Consider the following 19,999-nt stretch of genomic DNA (forward strand, 5'->3'; position numbering starts at 1 on the left):
CGACCAGTCGTCAATTCGGTGCGGGAGGTACCGGCAGACCGCGCTGCGCATAGAACACTTCCACGAAGTTCGCCAATGTACCCGCTTCAATGGCACCGCGCAAACCAGCCATCAGGCGCTGGTAGTGGCGAAGGTTGTGCACGGTATTGAGCATCGAGCCGAGCATTTCACCGCAGCGGTCCAGATGGTGCAGATAGGCACGGGAAAAATGCTGACAGGTATAGCAGTCGCAGCCCGCCTCCAGCGGCCCGGTGTCATGGCGGTGGCGCGCATTGCGGATCTTGACCGTGCCCTCGGCGGTGAACAGGTGGCCGTTGCGCGCATTGCGCGTGGGCATCACGCAGTCGAACATGTCGACCCCGCGGCGCACGCCTTCCACCAGGTCTTCCGGCTTGCCGACGCCCATCAGATAACGCGGCTTGTCGTCGGGCATCCACTCGGGCAGGTAGTCGAGCACCTCGATCATTTCCGCCTTGGGCTCGCCCACCGAGAGGCCGCCGATGGCGTAACCGTCGAAGCCGATCGCGTCGAGGCCCTTGAGCGAGGCCTCGCGCAGCTCCGGGTACATGCCGCCCTGGATGATGCCGAACAGTGCCGACGGCGAGTCGCCATGCGCGTCCCGCGAGCGCTGCGCCCAGCGCAGCGACATCTCCATGGAGCGTTTGGCTTCTTCAAAGCTGGCCGGGTAGGGCGTGCACTCGTCGAAGATCATCACGATGTCCGAGCCCAGCGAGCGCTGCACGGCCATGGACTCTTCCGGCCCCATGAAGACCTTGGCGCCGTCCACCGGCGAGCGGAAGTGCACGCCCTGCTCGGTGATCTTGCGCATTTCGCCCAGCGAGAAGACCTGAAAGCCGCCGGAATCGGTGAGGATCGGCTTGTTCCACTGCGCGAAGTCGTGCAGGTCGCCGTGCTGCTCGATGACCTCGGTACCCGGGCGCAGCCACAGGTGAAAGGTATTGCCGAGGATGATCTCGGCGCCGATCTCCTGCACCGACTGCGGGGTCATGCCCTTGACGGTGCCGTAGGTGCCTACGGGCATGAAGGCAGGCGTCTCGACACGGCCGCGCGGGAAGGTCAGGGTCCCTCGACGCGCCCGGCCATCGCTGGCGTGGCGCTCGAAGATCATGAAGCATTCTTTTCGCATGTCACTCTCGATTGATAAGCGGTATCACCGGACGCCACCAGCAGCCTGTCGGGTCAGGAACATGGCATCGCCATAACTGAAGAAGGCATAGCCCTGCTCGACGGCTTCCCGGTAGGCCCGCATGACGGTCTCGTAGCCGGCGAAGGAGGCGACCAGCATCAACAGGGTCGACTCCGGCAAGTGGAAGTTGGTGACCAGACCGTCGACCACCTGCCATTCATAGCCCGGGTAGATGAAGATATCGGTCTCGCCGCTGAGCGGGGCGATGCGGCCGTCCGGGCTCTGCTGACAGGCCGACTCGAGGCAGCGCACACTGGTGGTGCCCACGGCGATGACACGGTTGCCCCGAGCCCGAGCCGCGCGGACCCTGGCACAGGCACTCTCGGAGACCTCGATCCACTCGCTGTGCATGTCATGCTCGCGAATGTCATCGACGCGCACCGGCTGAAAGGTGCCGGCTCCCACGTGCAGGGTGACGAAGGCGCTCTCCACGCCCTTGGCGGCGAGCTGCTCGAGCAGCGGCTCATCGAAATGCAGGCCGGCCGTCGGTGCCGCCACGGCACCATCGCGACGCGCATAGACGGTCTGGTAGCGCTCGCGGTCGGAGAGCTCGTCCTCGCGCGTGATGTAGGGCGGCAGCGGCATGTGGCCATGCTGTTCGAGCAAGGCGATCAGCGGCGTCTCGCCCAGGAAGCGCAGCTCGAACAGGGCCTCCCGCCGGCCCTCGACCACGGCCTGAATCCCGCCCTCGAAGGTCAGCTCGCTGCCGACAGGGGGCGACTTGCTGGAACGCAGGTGGGCCAGGCCGCGGTGAGCATCCAGAGGCCGCTCGAGCAGCATCTCCACGCGGCCGCCGCTGGCCTTGTGACCATGCAGGCGGGCCGGTATGACGCGGGTGTCGTTGAACACCAGCAGGTCTCCGGGGTCGAGCTTGTCGAGCAGTGCCGGAAAGCGTTGATGGTCGAGCTCGCCGCTGGCGCCATCGACACACAACAGGCGGCAGTCACTGCGTTGCTCGGAGGGATATCGGGCGATCAGCGCCTCGGGAAGCTCGTAATGGAAATCGGCGCGCTGCATGACGTCACTCGGTTGACCTGGAGTTGGGATGTTCGAGTGCTGGGGCAATGATCCAGCAGGTCGCACAGGATACCGCTTCAGCGCGGTGAAGTCAGTGCGGTGATTGACCTGCTTATCAGGCTCCGTATAATGCATCGCCGTTGCCGGTGTGGCGGAATTGGTAGACGCAGCGGATTCAAAATCCGCCGCTGTAAAAGGCGTGTCGGTTCGAGTCCGACCACCGGCACCATCATGAAACTCGGCCCCTCGTGGCTGCACTCCTTGATTTCCCCAAGAACCCTCTTTCTCTGCCCGGCAGATCGCCGCCGGAGAACCCGCCCATGAAACGCCACGACGATGCCGTCGTCGAGATGCTGCGCGATGACCCGGACATGGTGCCTGAATACCTGCGTACCGCTTTCGATGAGCTGGACGAGGAAGGCGGCGATGTGGTCTTGCTGATGGTGCTTCGCCACCTGAGAGGGTGTTTACAAACTACTGCGCTCGCCCATGCGGCGTTGAAATCAGCCTCAAAATGCTCATTTACCAGCTCGTAAACTCCGCTTTCTGACTCGTGACATCCTTGTCACTCGCTCTTCGAGCAGCAAAGCTGCCCAAATCGTCAATCCTGACGATTTGTCGGTTGATTTCGCCTGGCCTGGTCGTCGCTCGTGACTTTTGTAAACACCCTCTGAGTGCGTTGCGTTCATTTCTCTCTCAGCGCCCCTGAGCGCCTCGACGCAGCCAGTCATGCAAGAAGGCCAGTTTGCGCAGCGCGAGAAGAGAGGCATATAGCCAGGCTCCAGTAGAGGGGCAGGGCAGATGGAAGGCGCCGGGCAGCCATGCGGCCTGCCCTGTCCTTCCCGGGGGCGATGTCGTAGTGTGGCGTTTTGGTCGTGTGTTCAGGAAAGCGTCATGCCGTTGTCTCTCTGGTTGTCATTGGCGGCCATCTGCGCCATGGGCGCCATGTCGCCGGGGCCGAGCCTGGCCCTGGTGCTGCGTCATACCCTGGGTGGCGGGCGTGTGCCGGGCGTCATGGCCGCGCTTTCGCATGCGCTCGGGGTCGGGCTCTATGCGCTGCTTACGGTCTGGGGGCTGGGGGCGCTGATCGTGCGCTTCCCGACGCTGTTCCAGTTGATCACCTGGGGCGGGGCGGCCTATCTGGCCTGGCTGGGTATCAAGGCCTGGCGGGCCGGTCGTGGCGGTGCCCTCGAAGCCGGCGCCATGGCCACGTCGAACCGGCAGGCGGCCCGCGAGGGGATGCTGGTGGCCCTGGGCAACCCCAAGCTGATCCTGTTCTTCGTGGCCCTGCTCAGCCAGTTCGTGACGCCCGACATGAGCCTGCTCGAGCGGGCCATCATCGTGCTGACGGCGATGGTCATCGATGGCGGCTGGTATGTGCTGGTAGCCCTGGGGCTCTCGCATTCGCGGGTGCTGCCCTGGCTGCAGGCCCGCGCCCACTGGATCAACCGTATCACGGGCGTGCTCCTGCTGGCGCTGGCGCTGCGGGTGGCGATGGGCCCCTTGATGGGCAGCTGATGCGTCCGCTTCAGGGTGCCGGCTGGCGTTGGCTGTCGCGCCGGATGCGCAGGATGGTCACCACATTGGTGATAAAGATCAGGCCCTCGGCGATGCTGCCGCCGATCGAGCCGGCCAGCAGGTTGCTGATGACCCAGCAGAAGGCCGCCGCGGCGAGCATGATCCGCATGGCGATGCCGCGCAGCATGAACATGCCGTAGGTGCCCAGCAGGCCTGCCGCGAGCGCCGGTATGTCGGCCGGCCCGCGCCAGGTCAGGGCGGCGATGAGCAGGGTGGCCAGCAGGATCGCGACCATGATGGCGGTATGGCCGGCATAGCGGCGTGCCAGGATGATGCGCAGGATGATCAGCGCCGAGATGCCCGAGGCCACCCAGCTCTCGAAGAGCGCGAACTGCACCGCAAAGGCCACATTGGCAAAGATCAGGATGACCAGCAGGCGGTCATCGCGCTTGCTGGAAAAGGCCACCAGGCATAGCGCCAGGGCGGTCAGGCTGACGGCCTGGCCGAGCAGCCAGCGCAGGCTCAGGTCTTCCAGGGCAAATTCCATGACAGGCACCAGGTGACGGGAAGATCGAGTGGACGACGCCCACTCTATCACGACCCGGGGCCTAGTCCTGGAGCCTGGTCAGGAGAGCGTCCTCCTGCGCATCCGGGGGCAGGCTGCCGAATACCGGGCTGGCCTCGAGCAGTCGCGAGCGGCAGAAGGTCTCGCCGACCTCGGCCGGCGCATGCTGCATCAGCAGGGCGCCCTGCAGACACTGCGCCATGCACTGGGTCAGCCGGCGGGCCTGACGCTCCAGCGTCTCTGCCGGTGCCTCGAGCCATTGAGCGAGTGACTGCATGGCCGTGTCGAGCGCGGCCGAGGCGCCGCGTGCCTGCTCGAGCTCCTGACGCAGCGCCACCAGGGCTTCCGGGTGGCGCTGGAGCACGCGCAGCACGTCCAGGCAGATGACGTTGCCGGACCCTTCCCAGATTGAGTTGACCGGGGCTTCCCGGTATAGCCTCGCCAGTGGCGACTCTTCCACATAGCCGATGCCGCCCAGGCACTCCATGGCCTCGGCGAGAAAGCCCGGGGCGCGCTTGTTATGCCAGTACTTGGCGAGTGCCGGCAGGAGCCGTGCCAGGGCCGTTTCGTGGGCGTCATGGCGCGCCGCACCGTCGAAGGCGCGGGCGCTGCGCAGGCACAGGGCCACGCCGGCCTCGACCTCCAGGGCCATGTCGGCCAGCAGGGTGCGCATCAGGGGCTGCTCGGCCAGACAGCGGCCGAAGGCCTGGCGCGTCTGCACATGCTGCCAGGCCTCGGAGAGCGCCTGACGCATCATGCCCACCGGGGCCGTGGCGGCATCCAGGCGCGTCTGTTGGACCATCGAGAGGATGGTGGCGATGCCGCGTCCGGGCTCGCCGAGCGGCTCGGCCCAGGCATCGCGGTACTCGATTTCCGCGGAGGCGTTGGCGCGATTGCCGCACTTGTCCTTGAGGCGCTGAATCTCGATGGCATTGCGTTCGTTATCCGGCGTGAAACGCGGCACGAGAAAGCAACTCAGGCCATCGTCGGTCTGCGCCAGGGTCAAGAAGGCATCCGACATGGGCGCGCTGCAGAACCACTTGTGGCCATTGAGTCGCCAGCCATCGACTGTCTTGATGGCGTGGGTGGTATTGCGTCGCACGTCGCTGCCGCCCTGTTTCTCGGTCATGGCCATGCCGAAGGTCAGGGCGGTCTTGCGCTCGGCGGGCAATGCACGGGGGTCATGGTCCCAGCTCAGCAGGCCGGGCGACCAGCGCGCATGCAGGTCGGCCGAGTGTCGCAGTGCCGGAAAGGCCGCATGGGTCATGGTGATCGGACAGCAGAAGCCCGGCTCGGCCTGGGTCAGCAGATAGAGCGCCGCCACATGCGCCTGGTGGCCACCGCGACCTTCTTCCTGCCAGGCGACGGCGTGCCAGCCGTGATCCATGGCCAGGTGCATCAACTCATGGTAGGCCGGGTGGTACTCGACCTCATCGAGGCGACGGCCATGGCGGTCGAAGAGTCGCAGCTCGGGCGGGTGGCGGTTGGCCGCGTCGCCGAGCCGGCGCACCGCCTCGCTGCCCGCCTCCCGGCCCAGCGGTGCCAGTCGCTCCATGACCCAAGGTGGCGCCTCGCGGGCCAGGGCGTCGCGCAGCGGCCTGTCCTGCGTGAGCAGGTCCTGGTCACCGCCCGGCGGGGGCTGATTGTGCACCTCATGGCTGGCCAGGCGAGATCGGGGGGCATGATCCGGCATCACAGGCTCCAGTGGCAGGCTCCTGACTTCAGCATGGTGGGCGCGGGCCGAGTGGTCAAAGGCGCGGCCCCGCTGGCAGTGACGGTCTGAGCGCGAGGCGTTAGGCTGGAGGCGTCGTCAGTGGAGGAGCCTTCATGACCCAGTCTTCAGCGGTGCTGCCCGAGGTGCCGGCCACGGCGCATGTCGCCGAGGAACGCATCCAGGTGGTCGATGCCCGCAACCGGCCCTGCGGCAGCGCTCGACGAGCCACCATGCGTCGCTATCGCTACTGGCACCGAGCGACCTATATCGTGGTGTGCAACGCCCAGGGAGAGCTCTGTGTTCAGCGCCGTACGTTGTCCAAGGAGGTGTTTCCCGGCGCGCTTGACCTGGCAGCCGGCGGCGTCGTCGGTGCCGGCGAGGCGGTCCACCTGGCGGCGCAACGCGAGCTGGCCGAGGAACTGGGCATTCGCCGCCAGCCACTGAAGCACGAGCTGGAATTCGTTCATGCGGCGGGTGGCAACTTCATCTTCGGCAGTGCCTTTCGGGTCGATTACAGCGGCCCCTTGCGCCTGCAGCCCGAAGAGGTCGCCGAGGCCTTCTGGCTGACGCCGGCCGAGGCGCTGGCGCTGGAAGGCGTAACACCGGATACCCGCCAGGTGGTCGAGGCGCTTGTCGCGGATGGCAGCTTGCATGCCGAGCCTTGAGCGCCGCGTTGTTGCCTGTTGCGGGAAGGGGCTGGCGCCGGCCGGGTCGGCGTGGCATCGTGAAGGAACAGACAGCGAGCCCGAGCCATGAGCATTCACGACCATGATTGCCGCACGCACAGCGGCGAGCCCTTCAACCTAGGCGCCTTGCGTGGCCAGGTGCTGCTGGTTGTCAATGTGGCCAGCCGCTGCGGTTTTACCTCCCAGCTTGGCGAGCTCGAACGTCTCTACCGCCGGCATCGCGACCGCGGCTTCACCATCCTGGCCTTTCCGTGCAACCAGTTCGGCCGTCAGTCACCGGAATCCGCACAGGGGTTCTGCTCCTTCGGCGAGCATACCTACAGCGTCACCTTCCCTATGATGGGCAAGGTCAACGTCAATGGTCGCCATGCCCACCCGTTGTTCATCGAGCTCAAGCGCGAGGCGCCCGGTGCCCTGGGCACCGGCGTCATCAAGTGGAACTTCACCAAGTTCCTGGTGGCGCGGGACGGCCGAGTGATTCGCCGCTTCTCCCCCCGCGCCCGTATCGCCGAGCTGGAAGCCGCGCTAGAGCCCATCCTGGATGAGCCCTGGTAGCCCGCGCATGAGGCCGGAGAAACCGCCGTGCGCGGGCGTCCTGAGCCCGCCTAGAGGTCCTTGACCAGCCTGAGGGCGTCATAGATGGCGGCATGGGTATTGCGCGACTCCACCGCGTCCCCCAGGCGGAACAACTGGAAGCTGCCGCCGGGATGGCGTACCACCGACTGCGGGTTGCCGGCGATCAGGTCGTCATAATCCACCTCGCCGCCGTTCGAGGCATGCGCCTTGAGCTCGAAGTACACATCGGCCATGGGCGTGATGCCGTAGTTGACCACTACCTGATCGACACGGCGTTCATGATCCAGGTCCATGTAATCACTGGTGATTCGCGCCAGCAGTTCGCCATCCGCGCGCTCCACCGACTTGAGTCGATAGGTCGGCGTGAAGGTCACGTTGGGGCGCTGTAATTCGCGCATGTAGGGCACCAGGGTCATGGCCATGACCTCCGACGAGAAGGTCCGGTCGGGTGTCATGATCTCGATCTCGGCCCCGGTTTGAGCGATGATCTCGGCCGCCTGCAGGGCGGGGTGGTCGCCGGCATCATCGAACAGCAGCACCTTGTTGCCCGGTGCCACATGACCCGAGAGGATATCCCAGGTGTTGACCACCCACTGGTGGCCCTGGGTCGGCATGTCCTCGATGGGATAGCCGCCGGTGGCCACGATGACCACGTCCGGATTCTCCGCGAGCACTTCCTCGGCCTCGGCGAAGACGTTGTAGCGAATCTCCACGCCCAGCGCCTCACAGCGCGACAGACGCCAGTCGATGATGCCCATCATGTCTCGTCGGCGCGGGCTCTGGGCGGTCAGGCGTATCTGGCCGCCGGCCTCGCTGGACGCCTCCAGTACCAGTACCTCGTGCCCGCGCTCCGCGGCCACCCTGGCGGCCTCCAGCCCCGCCGGACCGGCGCCGATGATGACCACCCGGCGGCGTTGATCGGCGGGTGGAATGGTATGCGGCATGGTGGTTTCACGCCCGGTGGCCGCATTGTGAATGCAGTAGGCGGCGCCGCCCTGATAGATGCGGTCGAGGCAGTAGTTGGCCCCGACACAGGGGCGAATTTCCTCCTCGCGATCCTCCGTCAGCTTCTGGACGATATGCGGATCGGCCATGTGCGCCCGGGTCATGCCGATCATGTCGACCAGGCCGGAAGAGATGGCATGACGGGCCGTGGCGACATCCTGAATCTTGGCCCCATGGAAGGTCGGGAAGTCGACCTGGCGGCGGATCTCGCCGGCAAAATCCAGATGAGGGGCGCTGTGCATGCCCTGAACCGGGATGACATCGGTCAGGCCCGGGTCGGTATCGATGTGTCCGCGCACCACATTGAGGAAGTCGACCAGGCCGCTGTCCTTGAGGCGCTGGGAGATGGTCATGCCGTCCTGCGGCGTCAGGCCGCCCTCGAGCATCTCGTCGCCGGTATAACGCAGGCCGACGATGAACTCAGGCCCCACGCGCCTTCGAATGGCCTCGAGCACCTCGAAGGTGAAGCGCAGTCGGTTGTCCAGACTGCCGCCATAGGGACCCTCGAGGGTATTGGTCAGCGGCGACCAGAACTGATCCATCAGGTGGCCATAGGCCTGCAGCTCGATACCGTCGAGCCCCGCCGCATGCATGCGTTCGGCGGCATCGGCGTAATCGCGGATCAGGCGTTCGATATCCCAGTCCTCGACCTGTTTGGGGTAGGCACGATGCGAGGCCTCGCGATGGTGCGAGGGCGAGACCGCCGGCAGCCAGTCACCCTTGTCCCAGCGAGTGCGCCGCCCCAGGTGCGTGAGCTGAATCATCACCGCCGTGCCGTGCTCATGGCAGGCATCGGTCAGCTCGCGCATCCAGGGCACGACCTCATCCTTGTAAGCCAGGATGTTGTTGAACACCGGCGGGCTGTCCCGGGATACCGCCGCCGAACCGGCCGTCATGGTCAGGCCCAGGCCTGCCCTGGCGCGCTCGACGTGATAGGCGCGGTAGAGCTCCTTGGGCATGCCGTCTTCCGGGTAGGCCGGTTCATGGGACGTCATCATCAGACGGTTCTTGATGGTCAGGTTCTTGAGCTGAAACGGCTGAAGCAGCGGATCGTTGGCCACGGTCAGGCCCTCCATCTTGTTGTGTTCTTGACAACGTTAGAAGTGACTGTACATGATTGTCAATCAAGTGTTCATCGATGTACATGAGGCGTCGGAGGTGCGGCACATGCTGAACGGCCTGGTGGTTGGTGTGATTGGCGGGCAGGGCTGGATAGGCCGAGCCCTGGGACTGGCATTGCTCGAGAAACGGTGGCTGGCACCCGAGCAATTGCTGGTGTCATCCCGTTCGGCCAACAGCGGTGCCTATGCCGACTGGCCCGGCGTGCGCTGTGTTCAGGATAATCGGCAGCTCGCCGAGCTGGCGGATGTCATCGTGCTATCGGTTCGTCCACAGGATCTTGCGGAGATCGACATCCAGGTCGGCGACAAGCTGGTGATATCGCTGCTGGCCATGGCCTCGCTGGATGCCGTCGCCGGTCAGCTCGGCACCCCGCGAGTGGTGCGGGCCATGCCCAATGCGGCCGCGGAGATTCAGCGTGGCTACTTTCCCTGGTACGCGTCACCGGCCATCAGTGATGGCGATCGCGGCATCGTGCAGGCGTTGCTGGAAAGCTGCGGTACGGCACGCGAGGTCTCGTCCGAAGACGCGATCGACTATCTGACGGCGGTGAGCGGCGCCGGGCCTGCCTATCCGGCTCTGCTGGCCCAGGCAATGCTCTCGCACGCTCGCCAGGCCGGTCTCGATGACGACATCGCCCGGGAAGCCGTGATGCAGACCCTGGTGGGCGGCAGCCTGTTGCTGGAGCAGCAGCCGGCCGAGCCCGGCGAGATGGTCAAGCGCCTGGTGGAATATCAGGGCACCACTGCCGAGGGGCTGCGCACCATGATCGAAGGCGGCTTCGAGCGGGTCGTCCACGAGGGGCTGCAGGCCGCCTATCGAACCGCCAGGGCAGGGTAGGCACCTATCAGGGCGACGTTGTATGGGCCAGCCATTGATCACCAGGCCCCTAACAACCAGCAGGCCGAACCTCCGGTTCAAGACCAACAATATTCAATAATCAGGTTGCACAATGATAGAGACGAGTCACGGTGTCGTGATCGGCACCTTCATGGCGTATTTCGCCATCATGCTGGTTGTCGGTGTCGTTGCCTACCGGCGTTCCAACAACTTCTCCGACTATGTGCTCGGTGGGCGCACTCTGGGGCCGTTTGCCACGGCGCTTTCGTCCGGGGCTTCCGAGATGTCGGGCTGGTTGTTGATTGCCATGCCCGGCGCTGCCTTTCTGACAGGGATGTCATCCTTCTGGATTGCCGTGGGCCTGTTGGCGGGTACGCTGCTTAACTGGCTGATCGTGGCGCGCCGCTTGCGGGTCTACAGCTTCATTGCCAACAATGCCCTGACGATTCCCGAGTATCTGGCCGAGCGCTTTCAGGACCGGACGCTGGTGCTGCGGCTCATCTCGGCGATTTTCATCATCATCTTCTATCTTTTCTACACCAGTTCGGGTCTGGTGGCCGGCGGAAAGCTATTGAACACCGTCTTTGGCATGGACTATTCGATGGCGGTACTGGCCGGCGCCCTGGCAGTTATTTCCTACACCTTTTTCGGTGGCTATCTGGCAGTCTCCTGGACCGACGTCATCCAGGGCATGATGATGTTCCTGACCCTGGTCATCGTGCCGGTGGTGGCAATTTATGAGCTCGGTGGTGTCGGTGAGGCATTCTCCGCCGCAGAAGGCGCCAAGTCGGGTATCCTGAATAGCCTGCGTGATGCGTCGACCGGTGAGTGGCTGACCTGGACGGCTGTCGTCAGCTCCCTGGCCTGGGGGCTTGGCTACTTTGGGCAACCGCATTCGCTGGCGCGCTTTGCCGGCATCAATGATGCACGCAATATCCCCATGGCACGCTGGATCGCGGTCATCTGGACGGCGGTTGGCCTGGTGGGAGCCCTGCTGATCGGCATACTGGGCAATGCCTTTTTCCCCGATGGCCTGGATGATCACGAGCGCATCTTCATGTTCATGATCGATATCATGTTCAATCCGCTGGTCGCCGGTGTATTGCTGACGACGGTGATGGCTGCCGTCATGTCGACAGCCGATTCTCAGTTGCTGATCTGCTCGTCGACAATTGCCGACGATATCTACAAGGCCGTTTTTCGCCAATCCGCCTCGCAAAAGGAGTTGGTCATGGTGGGGCGCCTGGCAGTCCTGGGTGTATCCAGTGTGGCGGTCATGCTGGCCCTGAATCCTGACTCCAATGTGCTCGGCTTGGTGTCCTATGCCTGGGCAGGGTTCGGTGCAGCCTTCGGGCCGGCCCTTATCGCGTCACTTTTCTGGCCACGAATGAACCAGTGGGGCGCGCTGGCGGGCGTGGTCACCGGTGGGCTGATCGTCATTATCTGGGGGCAACTGAGTGGTGGTCTCTATGATCTCTACGAAATCGTGCCGGCCTTCATTTTGTCGGCTCTGGCCATCGTCTTCGTCACTCTGCTGACACCAAAGCCCAATCAGGATGTTGGCCGTCAGTTCCAGAGCATGCTTGAAGAAATCCAATAACACTCATCTGGAGTGCGTGTCATGAAAGTACTCGTCGCCGTCAAGCGCGTCATCGATTACAACGTCAAGATCCGGGTCAAGCCGGATAACTCCGACGTCGATCTCACCAATGTCAAGATGGCCATGAACCCCTTCTGCGAGATTGCCGTGGAAGAGGCGGTGCGCCTCAAGGAAGCCGGCACGGCCAGCGAGGTGGTGGCTGTCAGCATCGGTCCCAAGGCGGCCCAGGAGCAGTTGCGCACCGCTCTGGCGCTGGGCGCCGATCGCGCCCTTCATGTCCAGACCGACGAACGGGTCGAGTCGCTGGGCGCCGCCAGGGCGCTGGCCAAGGTGGTCGAGGAAGAACAGCCTGAACTGATGATTCTCGGCAAACAGGCCATCGACAGCGACAACAACCAGACCGGGCAGATGCTGGCGGCGCTCACCGGCCGCCCGCAGGGCACCTTTGCCTCCGCCATCAAGGTCGAGGGTGACAGTCTGGAAGTCATCCGCGAGGTCGACGGCGGCCTGCAGACCGTCTCGCTCAAGTTGCCGGCCATCGTCACCACCGACCTGCGCTTGAATGAGCCGCGCTATGCCAAGCTGCCGGACATCATGAAGGCCAAGAAGAAGCCGCTGGAGACCCGCACGCCGGAGGAGATGGGCGTCGAGGTGGCCAGTCAGCTCAAGCTGGTGAGTGTCGAGCCGCCGGCCGAGCGCCAGGGTGGCGTGACCGTCGGCTCCGTGGACGAGCTGGTCGATAAACTCAAGAACGAAGCCAAGGTGATCTCATGAGCATTCTGGTACTTGCTGAACATCATGACGGCCATCTGGCCGAAGGCACGGCGCATGTGGTTGCCGCGGCCCGCCAGATCGCCGAGCATAGCGGCGCCGACATCGATGTCCTGGTGGCCGGCGAGGGCGTGGCGGCCATCGCCGAGGCGGCGGCCGGTCTGGAGGGCGTGGCCCGGGTGCGCGTCGCCGACCACGCCGTCTATGGCCATCAACTGGCCGAGCCCCTGGGCGATTTGCTGGTCGCGCTGGCCGACGACTACAGCCATGTGCTGGCCGCCGGCTCGACCACCGGCAAGAATGCCCTGCCGCGCCTGGCGGCGCTGAAGGGGACCCAGCAGATCTCCGAAATCATCGCCGTGGTCAGCGCCGACACCTTCAAGCGTCCGGTCTACGCCGGCAACGCCATTGCCACCGTGCAGAGCGCGGACGCGCTGAAGGTCATCACGGTGCGCCCCACGGCCTTCGATGCCGTGGCCGAGGGCGGCAGCGCCAGTGTCGAGGCGGTGGATACTGTGGTCGACAACGACCTGTCGTCCTTCATCGATGAAAAACTGGCGCAGAGCGACCGTCCGGAGCTGGGGTCCGCCAAGGTGGTGGTGTCCGGCGGCCGAGGTATGGGCAATGGGGAGAACTTCAAGCTGCTGGATGGCGTTGCCGACAAGCTGGGCGCTGCCATCGGGGCTTCGCGGGCCGCCGTGGATGCCGGCTTCGTGCCCAACGACATGCAGGTCGGCCAGACCGGCAAGATCGTCGCGCCGGATCTGTACATTGCCGTGGGCATCAGTGGTGCCATCCAGCACATGGCGGGCATGAAGGATTCGAAGATCATCGTCGCCATCAACAAGGACGAGGAAGCGCCGATCTTCCAAGTGGCAGACTACGGTCTGGTCGGTGATCTGTTCGAGCTCGTGCCGGAGCTGGAAAAGAAGCTTTAAGCACCGAACCAGAAGCCGGTAACGCCAGGGTGGTTACCGGCTTGCCTGTATCGGGCCAACGGCGGTTTCAAGACGTCAAATGGCTTCCGGTGTGTGATCGTGCCGGGCGTGGAAGCGTCGCAGGTCGCGGTCTTCGGGGTGGTGACCAGTGAAAATTTCCACGTAGTAGGGCACGCGTTGCATGCGCAATGCCACCGACTCCTGACAGTTCATGGAGATGTAACCGATCTGGGTCAGATAGATGCTGCGGCCGCGGACATTGGCCTCCTGGGGCGAGTAGCCGAAGCGTTCGAACATCTGCTTCAGGGCTTCGATACGTACTTCATCGGCCGCTTCAATATCCTGTGTGACGCCCGGGGACTGCAGGGCCCAGCTGCGGATGGCGAATTCCAGCTGCGAGTCGAAGAGTTCAGGGTTCAGCCAGCAGTCGAAGACGTTGAGCGCGGCCTCGGTAATGGTTTCGGCGTAGGCTTCTGTCTGGCCGACCAGCCCCCGGGTATTCGTCTCCCGCCAGCGCTCGATGAGGGCCTGCAGCAGCGCTTCCCGGTCCGTGAAGAACCAGTAGAAGCTGGTGCGCGAGAGCCCGAGGCGCTTGGCCAGCGGCAGAATCTTGACGCTGTCCACACCAGACTCGAGCAGTAGTTCGAAGGCGGCATTCAGCCAGGCCTCGCGTGAGCCTTTCCATTTGGTGGGACGCTGGTCGGTATCGGGCATCGAAAGGGCCTGGCGCGTTCGCAAGTGGAGAGCGTGGCCACAAGAGCCCTGCAGCCGCGCTCTGGATCAGCCGGCAAGTGTACATTGGTGTATTGTTCATGTACACGCAGAGGCCGCGAACAAGGTTTACTCGTTGGGTACTTCGCCCCGGGCGATCATCAGGCGCTCCATCAACTCGTTCCAGCGATGGCGGGTCATCAGGGTCGTCAGCCCGGAAAACAGCGCCCAGCTCTTGCGCCGCCAGCCCTTGAGTCGCAGGTTGTGTGCCACCAGCAGGCGCATCAGCTTGTGATCGTCGAAGTTGCGCCATTCGCTGGCCACCGACATCTGCTGGCGCGATAGCACCGGCGCGAGCTCCAGTCGAAACACCCACTCCAGCTCCCGGGTACTGAGGTCATGGCGTTCGATGACCTCGATCATGCGCGCATAGTCGCTTTCCCTGGGTTCGCGCTCCAGCCACAGCGGCGCCAGGGCCAGCCATAATTCGCCACGTTCGTCGACGAGGGTCTGGGCATCCATGGCGGTCTCCTGCGAGGGTGATGAAGTATCGCTTCAGGACCTGCATGCTGCCCCAGCCGGCGGGCCGACTCAACCGGCGTTGCCTGGATCGTTTGACCAGGTACGCGGATGAGGGCGGACACTGCGGCCCAGTGGCGCTAGAATGGCGTGATCGAGCATTCAACGCTGGAGCGTGCGTGGCGCGGCATCCGGCCAAACCGGCATTCAATGTAGAGGTCTGACGTGATCATCAAACCCAAGGTACGCGGTTTCATTTGCACCACCACTCACCCTGTCGGCTGCGAGCAGAACGTACGCGAACAGATCGAGGCAACTCGTGCGCGCGGTCTGGACAAGCAGGATGGCCCGAAGAAGGTCCTGGTCATCGGCGCGTCCAGTGGTTATGGGCTGGCAGCACGTATCACCGCCGCGTTCGGCTATGGCGCGGATACCCTGGGCGTGTTCTTCGAGAAGCCGGGCACCGAGAAAAAGCCGGGCACCGCAGGCTGGTACAACGCCGCGGCGTTCGACAAGTTCGCCAAGCAGGAAGGCCTCTACAGCAAGGCCATCAACGGTGATGCCTTTTCCCACGAAGCGCGCGACAAGGCCATCGAGCTGATCAAGCAGGACCTCGGCCAGGTCGATCTGGTGGTCTACTCGCTGGCCTCGCCGGTGCGCAAGCTGCCGGACAGCGGCGAGCTCAAGCGTTCGAGCCTCAAGCCGATCGGCGAGACCTACCGCGCCACTGCCATCGACACCAACAAGGACGCCATCATCGAGGCGGAAGTCGAGCCGGCCACCGAGCAGGAAATCGCCGATACCCAGGCGGTGATGGGCGGTGAAGACTGGGAGCTGTGGATCGATGCGCTGGACAAGGCGGGTGTGCTGGCGCCCGGGGCCCGGTCGGTGGCCTTCAGCTACATCGGTACCGAGATTACCTGGCCGATCTACTGGCACGGTGCCCTGGGCAAGGCCAAGGAAGACCTGGATCGCGCCGCCGGCGAGATCGACAAGCGCCTCGGCGAGCAGGACGGAGGCGCCAACGTGGCGGTTCTGAAGTCCGTAGTGACCCAGGCCAGCGCGGCGATTCCGGTGATGCCGCTGTACATCGCCATGGTCTACAAGGTGATGAAGGAGCAGGGTCTTCACGAGGGCACCATCGACCAGCTCAATCGCCTGTTCGCTGAGCGTCTGTATGGCGGTGAGGCGGCGACCGATGAGGCCGGCCGCCTGCGCCTGGACGACTGGGAGCTGCGCGACGATGTCCAGCAGGCCTGCAAGGCGCTGTGGGCCGAGGTCACCACCGACAACCTGTTCGACATCACCGATTACGCGGGCTACAAGCATGACTTCCTGAAGCTCTTCGGCTTCGAGCGTGATGATGTCGACTACGAGGCGGACGTGGACCCGGTGCGCTCCTTCGATGTCGTTGAGCTCTGATCATTCGGGAGAGGCCAGATGATGCCCCGTATTCCGCTGAGGTCCTGTGCTGCATGGCTGCTGCCGCTGGTGGCCGTGCTGCTGCTGACCGGCTGCCAGAGTGCCTATTACGGTGCCCTGGAAAAGGTCGGCATTCACAAGCGTGAGCTGATGGTGGATCGCGTCGAGGAAGGACGCGACGCCCAGGTCGAGGCCGAACAGCAGTTCGCCTCGGCACTGGAGCAGTTCCGCGCCGTGGTGCGTGTGCCGGACAGCGAGCTGTCCGAGACCTATGAGCGCCTTGAAACTTCTCATGAGCGCAGCGAAGCTGCCGCCGAGCGCGTGCAATCGCGCATCGACGACATCGAGTCGGTCGCCGAGGCGCTGTTTGCGGAATGGGAAGACGAGCTCGACCTCTATCAGAGTGCCGAGTATCGCCGGCTCTCCGAGCAGCGTCTGCGTCAGACGCGTCAGCGCTATGCGCAGATGCGCGATGCCATGCAGGAGGCCGCCGACAGCATGCAGCCTGTTCTGCTGGTCATGCGCGATAATGTCCTGCTGCTCAAGCACAACCTCAATGCCCGGGCAATCGGCGCATTGCGCGGTGAAGTCGATGGGCTGGAGCGTGAGGTAGCCGCATTGCGTGAACGCATGCAGGCCGCCATTTCGCGTTCCAATGCCTTCATCGATACGCTGCACGATATCGATGATGGGCGTTGAAGAGGGCGCAACGCTCTATGCCCATGCCCTGACTCGCCGTGTCGGCGTCATGGTGATGCCCGGCTTCTCGATGCTGGCCCAGGCCTGTGCGACCGAGCCGCTGGATATCGCCAATCGGCTGGCCGGGCGGACGCTGTATCGGCTTTCGACCTTCGCCGTCGACGAGCGGCCGGTGGCCAGTGCCTCTGGGCAGGCGCTGTTGCCCCAGTCGGCGGCTGGCGGTTCAGCCTCGGCGCTGGACCTGCTGCTGGTCTGCGCACCGGGGCCGTTGGCCGGCACGGTGTCGAACGACCTCCTTGACTGGCTGCAGCGCCTGGCCGCGGCTCGCGTGGTACTGGGCGGCATTGGCGGGGGCACCGAGCTGCTGGCGCGGACCGGGGCACTCGATGGCTATCGGGCCACCTTGCCCTGGCCGCGCTTCGAGGCCTTCGCCCGCGATTATCCGCGGGTCCGGCTGTCTCAGCAGCTCTTCGAGATCGACCGCGACCGGCTGACCTGCGGTGGCGGTACCGCGGCCATGGACATGATGATGACCCTGGTCGGCCACCACCACGGCGACGAACTGGCCGAGCGCATCTCCGAACACTTCGTGCTCGAACGCATTCGCATGGGCGACGAGCCTCAGCAGGTGCCGCTGCGCACCCGTCTAGGCCACGCACCACAGAGCCTGGTGGATGCCGTCTCACTGATGGAGTCCAACATCGAGGAGCCGTTGACGACCCATGAGCTGGCCGAGCATCTGGGGATATCGCGGCGCCAGCTGGAGCGGTTGTTCAAGAAGTACCTGCAGGCGGTACCGAGCCGCTATTATCTCAACCTGCGCTTGCAGCAGGCCCGGCGCATGCTGCGCGACAGCGACCGACCGGCCGGTGACATCGCCCTGCAGACCGGTTTTTCCTCGGCGGCGCACTTCTCCACCGCCTATCGCAACCACTTCGGCATGACACCGCGGGAAGAACGGCTGACCTGACCGCCGCCGCATGTGGCACGGGCCATGGCGCGTCGCAGCAACGCGATGTCAGTCGGCTTCAGCGCTGCTCGGGTTGCCTGTCTTGTGTGCCAGCAGGGCTCGGAACAAGGTGCCCATCATCACGGGTTGGTCCCTATCAATAGTGAAGCCGGCGCCTTCCAGCAGCGGTCTGGCCTGGCGGGTAATATCCGTCGCGATGGCTGACGTGACCAGGTTGAGCGCGCGGCGCCCCGGGCCTGCCGGACGGGCATCACTCTGGAACTTGTCCATCACGCACAGCTGGCCGTTGGCGGCCAGGACGCGATGTGCCTCGGCGAGCCCGTGGTTCGGTGCTGGCATCACCGCCAGGATGAGATGCATCACCACCACGTCGAAATGCGCGTCGGGGTAGTCGAGATCGCTGGCGTCCATGACCGATGCCTGGACATCGCGCTGCAGCGTCGTGGCTCGCCGTTTGAGGCGCTGGACCATGATCGGTGAAAGGTCCGTGGCATGCAGTTCGACATCCCGCGGCAGCCAGGGCAAGTCCAGGCCGGTGCCCGCGCCGACCAGGAGTACACGCATGCCGGGGCGCCACTGAACCTGGTTCAGCGAAGTCTGCCGAGCGCGACGCAGGGCGCGATCCACTACGGCGTCATAGACCGGGGCATAGCCGCCATAGCGCAGACGATTCCAGGCGGTAGTGTTGAGCATGCGACCTTCCTCGTTTGGCCTCATAGAGGCTTTCTGCCTTGGGACGATCATGACGCTGGACCGTCCAAGATGCCAGCACGGGCCTGCCTTCTTTCACAATTCGCCGTCCCATTGCTGAAAGCCACCCCAGGCGCGGCTCCTTATACTCGATGTCATCGACTCGAATAATGATGATCCATCCTTCGAGCCTTCTCGAGCAAAAGGAGCGTGACATGACTCAGACCCCGACCCGCAGCGACTTCGACCAGTACATGGTGCCCAACTATGCACCGCAGAAAACCATTCCGGTGCGTGGCGAGGGCAGCCGTCTGTGGGATCAGCAGGGCAAGGAGTACATTGATTTCGCCGGTGGCATCGCGGTGAACGCGCTGGGCCACTGCCATCCGGTGCTGATCGATGCCCTCAAGGACCAGGCCGACAAGCTCTGGCATCTGGCCAATATCTACACCAATGAGCCGGCTCTCGAACTGGCGCGCAATCTGGTCGAGCGCACCTTCGCCGACAAGGTCTATCTTTGCAGCTCCGGTGGCGAGGCCAACGAGGCCGCGCTCAAGCTGGCGCGTCGCTGGGCGCATGATCAGCATGGCGAGCACAAGAATCGCATTGTTTCCTTTGGCAAGTCTTTCCATGGCCGAACCTTTTTCACCGTCAGTGTCGGCGGTCAGCCCAAGTATTCCCAGGGCTTCGGCCCGGTGCCCGGCGGCATTGAGCATGGCGAGTTCAACAACCTGGACAGCGTGCGCCACCTGATCGATGACGACACCTGTGCAGTGATGGTCGAGCCGATGCAGGGCGAAGGCGGCATCATTCCCGCCGACCCGGCCTTCCTCGAGGGGCTGCGGGAGCTTTGTGATGCCCATGATGCGTTGCTGATCTTCGATGAGGTGCAGACCGGCGTGGGCCGCACCGGCTCGCTGTTCGCCTACATGCAGTACGGCGTGACGCCCGACATCCTGACCAGCGCCAAAGCGCTGGGTGGTGGCTTTCCGGTGGGCGCCATGCTGACCACCGACCGCATCGCTCCGGCGCTGACGCTGGGCACTCACGGCTCTACCTATGGCGGCAATGCGCTGGCCTCTGCGGTGGCCCTGGCGGCGCTTGAGCACATCGACACGCCCGAGGTGCTCGAGGGGGTGGCGCGCAAGCATGAGCTGTTCCGCGAGCACCTGGAAACGATCAATCGCAAGCACCAGGTGTTCAAGGAAATCCGTGGCATGGGGCTGCTCATCGGCGCCGAGATGCGCCCGGAGTATGAAGGCCGTGCCAAGGAGATCCTGCCGCTGGCCATCGAGGAAGGGCTGATGGCACTGATCGCCGGCCCCAATGTGCTGCGCATGGCGCCTTCGCTGGTGATCCCCGAGGCCGATATCGCCGAGGGCATGGTGCGTCTCGAGCGCGCCATCGCGCGTCTGGTGGGCGAGCAGTGAGC

At 64.4% G+C, this 19,999-nt stretch carries 20 protein-coding genes and 1 tRNA gene; 13 read left to right on the top strand and 8 right to left on the bottom strand.

The genetic code is table 11. From position 1 onward, the window contains the following. Positions 1-10: 10 nt before the first annotated feature. Positions 11-1,129: a tRNA guanosine(34) transglycosylase Tgt gene (tgt, locus tag QWY74_RS00525; protein ID WP_435389098.1), complete on the bottom strand. Its 1,119-nt coding sequence runs from the start codon at positions 1,127-1,129 to the stop codon at positions 11-13. Between the two features lie 42 nt (positions 1,130-1,171). Then, on the bottom strand, positions 1,172-2,224 hold the full coding sequence (gene queA, locus QWY74_RS00530) for a tRNA preQ1(34) S-adenosylmethionine ribosyltransferase-isomerase QueA (RefSeq protein ID WP_290313549.1): 1,053 nt from the start codon (positions 2,222-2,224) through the stop codon (positions 1,172-1,174). 142 nt (positions 2,225-2,366) lie between these two features. Here queA and QWY74_RS00535 point away from each other — a divergent pair. The 3 genes from QWY74_RS00535 (at position 2,367) to QWY74_RS00545 (ending at position 3,742) form a co-directional block, all read left to right on the top strand. Then, positions 2,367-2,453: transfer RNA gene (locus tag QWY74_RS00535), tRNA-Leu, on the top strand. Positions 2,454-2,544: 91 nt separating this feature from the next. Next, positions 2,545-2,760, top strand: coding sequence for a hypothetical protein (locus tag QWY74_RS00540; protein WP_264827454.1), 216 nt, complete (start codon positions 2,545-2,547; stop codon positions 2,758-2,760). A gap of 358 nt (positions 2,761-3,118) precedes the next feature. Further along, positions 3,119-3,742, top strand: coding sequence for a LysE family translocator (locus QWY74_RS00545; protein WP_264827452.1), 624 nt, complete (start codon positions 3,119-3,121; stop codon positions 3,740-3,742). A 10-nt stretch (positions 3,743-3,752) separates the two neighbouring features. Here QWY74_RS00545 and QWY74_RS00550 read toward each other — a convergent pair whose 3' ends face one another. Beyond that, a complete protein-coding gene (locus QWY74_RS00550) occupies positions 3,753-4,289 on the bottom strand; it encodes a YgjV family protein (RefSeq protein WP_264827451.1) in 537 nt (178 codons plus the stop codon). A gap of 61 nt (positions 4,290-4,350) precedes the next feature. Continuing rightward, on the bottom strand, positions 4,351-6,000 hold the full coding sequence (locus tag QWY74_RS00555; RefSeq protein ID WP_290313550.1) for an acyl-CoA dehydrogenase family protein: 1,650 nt from the start codon (positions 5,998-6,000) through the stop codon (positions 4,351-4,353). Between the two features lie 134 nt (positions 6,001-6,134). Here QWY74_RS00555 and QWY74_RS00560 point away from each other — a divergent pair, with 134 nt between their 5' ends. Both QWY74_RS00560 and QWY74_RS00565 read left to right on the top strand, forming a co-directional pair. Then, a complete protein-coding gene (locus QWY74_RS00560) occupies positions 6,135-6,686 on the top strand; it encodes an NUDIX hydrolase (RefSeq protein ID WP_264827447.1) in 552 nt (183 codons plus the stop codon). A gap of 87 nt (positions 6,687-6,773) precedes the next feature. Next, the gene (locus QWY74_RS00565; protein ID WP_264827446.1) at positions 6,774-7,262 is read left to right on the top strand and encodes a glutathione peroxidase; all 489 of its coding nucleotides are present in this window, start codon (positions 6,774-6,776) and stop codon (positions 7,260-7,262) included. 50 nt (positions 7,263-7,312) lie between these two features. Here the strand turns inward: QWY74_RS00565 and QWY74_RS00570 are convergent, their stop codons facing one another. Further along, on the bottom strand, positions 7,313-9,349 hold the full coding sequence (locus tag QWY74_RS00570) for an NADH:flavin oxidoreductase (protein WP_264827540.1): 2,037 nt from the start codon (positions 9,347-9,349) through the stop codon (positions 7,313-7,315). 52 nt (positions 9,350-9,401) lie between these two features. On the opposite strand from QWY74_RS00570, the gene QWY74_RS00575 reads away from it, so the two are divergent. The 4 genes from QWY74_RS00575 to QWY74_RS00590 all read left to right on the top strand — a co-directional run bounded on the left by QWY74_RS00575 (position 9,402) and on the right by QWY74_RS00590 (position 13,556). Next, entirely contained in the window at positions 9,402-10,247 is an 846-nt protein-coding gene (locus QWY74_RS00575) for a pyrroline-5-carboxylate reductase family protein (RefSeq protein ID WP_264827445.1), read from the top strand. Positions 10,248-10,359: 112 nt separating this feature from the next. Further along, positions 10,360-11,847, top strand: coding sequence for a sodium/proline symporter PutP (gene putP, locus QWY74_RS00580; RefSeq protein ID WP_264827443.1), 1,488 nt, complete (start codon positions 10,360-10,362; stop codon positions 11,845-11,847). A gap of 21 nt (positions 11,848-11,868) precedes the next feature. Then, positions 11,869-12,621, top strand: coding sequence for an electron transfer flavoprotein subunit beta/FixA family protein (locus QWY74_RS00585; protein ID WP_264828027.1), 753 nt, complete (start codon positions 11,869-11,871; stop codon positions 12,619-12,621). Beyond that, positions 12,618-13,556 (top strand): electron transfer flavoprotein subunit alpha/FixB family protein, encoded by a 939-nt coding sequence (locus tag QWY74_RS00590; RefSeq protein ID WP_290313551.1) that lies wholly within the window; start codon positions 12,618-12,620, stop codon positions 13,554-13,556. The genes QWY74_RS00585 and QWY74_RS00590 overlap by 4 nt, the downstream gene beginning before the upstream one ends. Before the next feature lie 75 nt (positions 13,557-13,631). Here QWY74_RS00590 and QWY74_RS00595 read toward each other — a convergent pair whose 3' ends face one another. Together QWY74_RS00595 and QWY74_RS00600 are read right to left on the bottom strand one after the other, a co-directional pair. Further along, positions 13,632-14,270 (bottom strand): TetR/AcrR family transcriptional regulator, encoded by a 639-nt coding sequence (locus tag QWY74_RS00595; RefSeq protein ID WP_290313552.1) that lies wholly within the window; start codon positions 14,268-14,270, stop codon positions 13,632-13,634. A gap of 126 nt (positions 14,271-14,396) precedes the next feature. Continuing rightward, a complete protein-coding gene (locus QWY74_RS00600; RefSeq protein ID WP_290313554.1) occupies positions 14,397-14,789 on the bottom strand; it encodes a DUF7079 family protein in 393 nt (130 codons plus the stop codon). A gap of 222 nt (positions 14,790-15,011) precedes the next feature. Between QWY74_RS00600 and fabV the strand changes: the two genes are divergently transcribed. The 3 genes from fabV to QWY74_RS00615 are packed head-to-tail and all read left to right on the top strand — an operon-like array spanning position 15,012 to position 17,877. After that, the gene (fabV, locus tag QWY74_RS00605) at positions 15,012-16,208 is read left to right on the top strand and encodes an enoyl-ACP reductase FabV (protein WP_264826728.1); all 1,197 of its coding nucleotides are present in this window, start codon (positions 15,012-15,014) and stop codon (positions 16,206-16,208) included. A gap of 18 nt (positions 16,209-16,226) precedes the next feature. Further along, the gene (locus QWY74_RS00610) at positions 16,227-16,907 is read left to right on the top strand and encodes a DUF2959 domain-containing protein (RefSeq protein ID WP_264826727.1); all 681 of its coding nucleotides are present in this window, start codon (positions 16,227-16,229) and stop codon (positions 16,905-16,907) included. Then, on the top strand, positions 16,897-17,877 hold the full coding sequence (locus QWY74_RS00615; RefSeq protein WP_264826734.1) for a GlxA family transcriptional regulator: 981 nt from the start codon (positions 16,897-16,899) through the stop codon (positions 17,875-17,877). Before QWY74_RS00610 ends, QWY74_RS00615 begins: the two co-directional genes overlap by 11 nt. A gap of 48 nt (positions 17,878-17,925) precedes the next feature. On the opposite strand, the gene QWY74_RS00620 is transcribed toward QWY74_RS00615, so the two are convergent. Continuing rightward, entirely contained in the window at positions 17,926-18,570 is a 645-nt protein-coding gene (locus QWY74_RS00620) for a class I SAM-dependent methyltransferase (RefSeq protein ID WP_264826726.1), read from the bottom strand. A 212-nt stretch (positions 18,571-18,782) separates the two neighbouring features. On the opposite strand from QWY74_RS00620, the gene QWY74_RS00625 reads away from it, so the two are divergent. Further along, positions 18,783-19,997 (top strand): aspartate aminotransferase family protein, encoded by a 1,215-nt coding sequence (locus QWY74_RS00625; protein WP_264826725.1) that lies wholly within the window; start codon positions 18,783-18,785, stop codon positions 19,995-19,997. Positions 19,998-19,999 lie beyond the last annotated feature (2 nt).

The sequence above is a fragment of the Halomonas almeriensis genome (assembly GCF_030409235.1).
Classification (GTDB): Bacteria; Pseudomonadota; Gammaproteobacteria; order Pseudomonadales; family Halomonadaceae; genus Halomonas; species Halomonas almeriensis.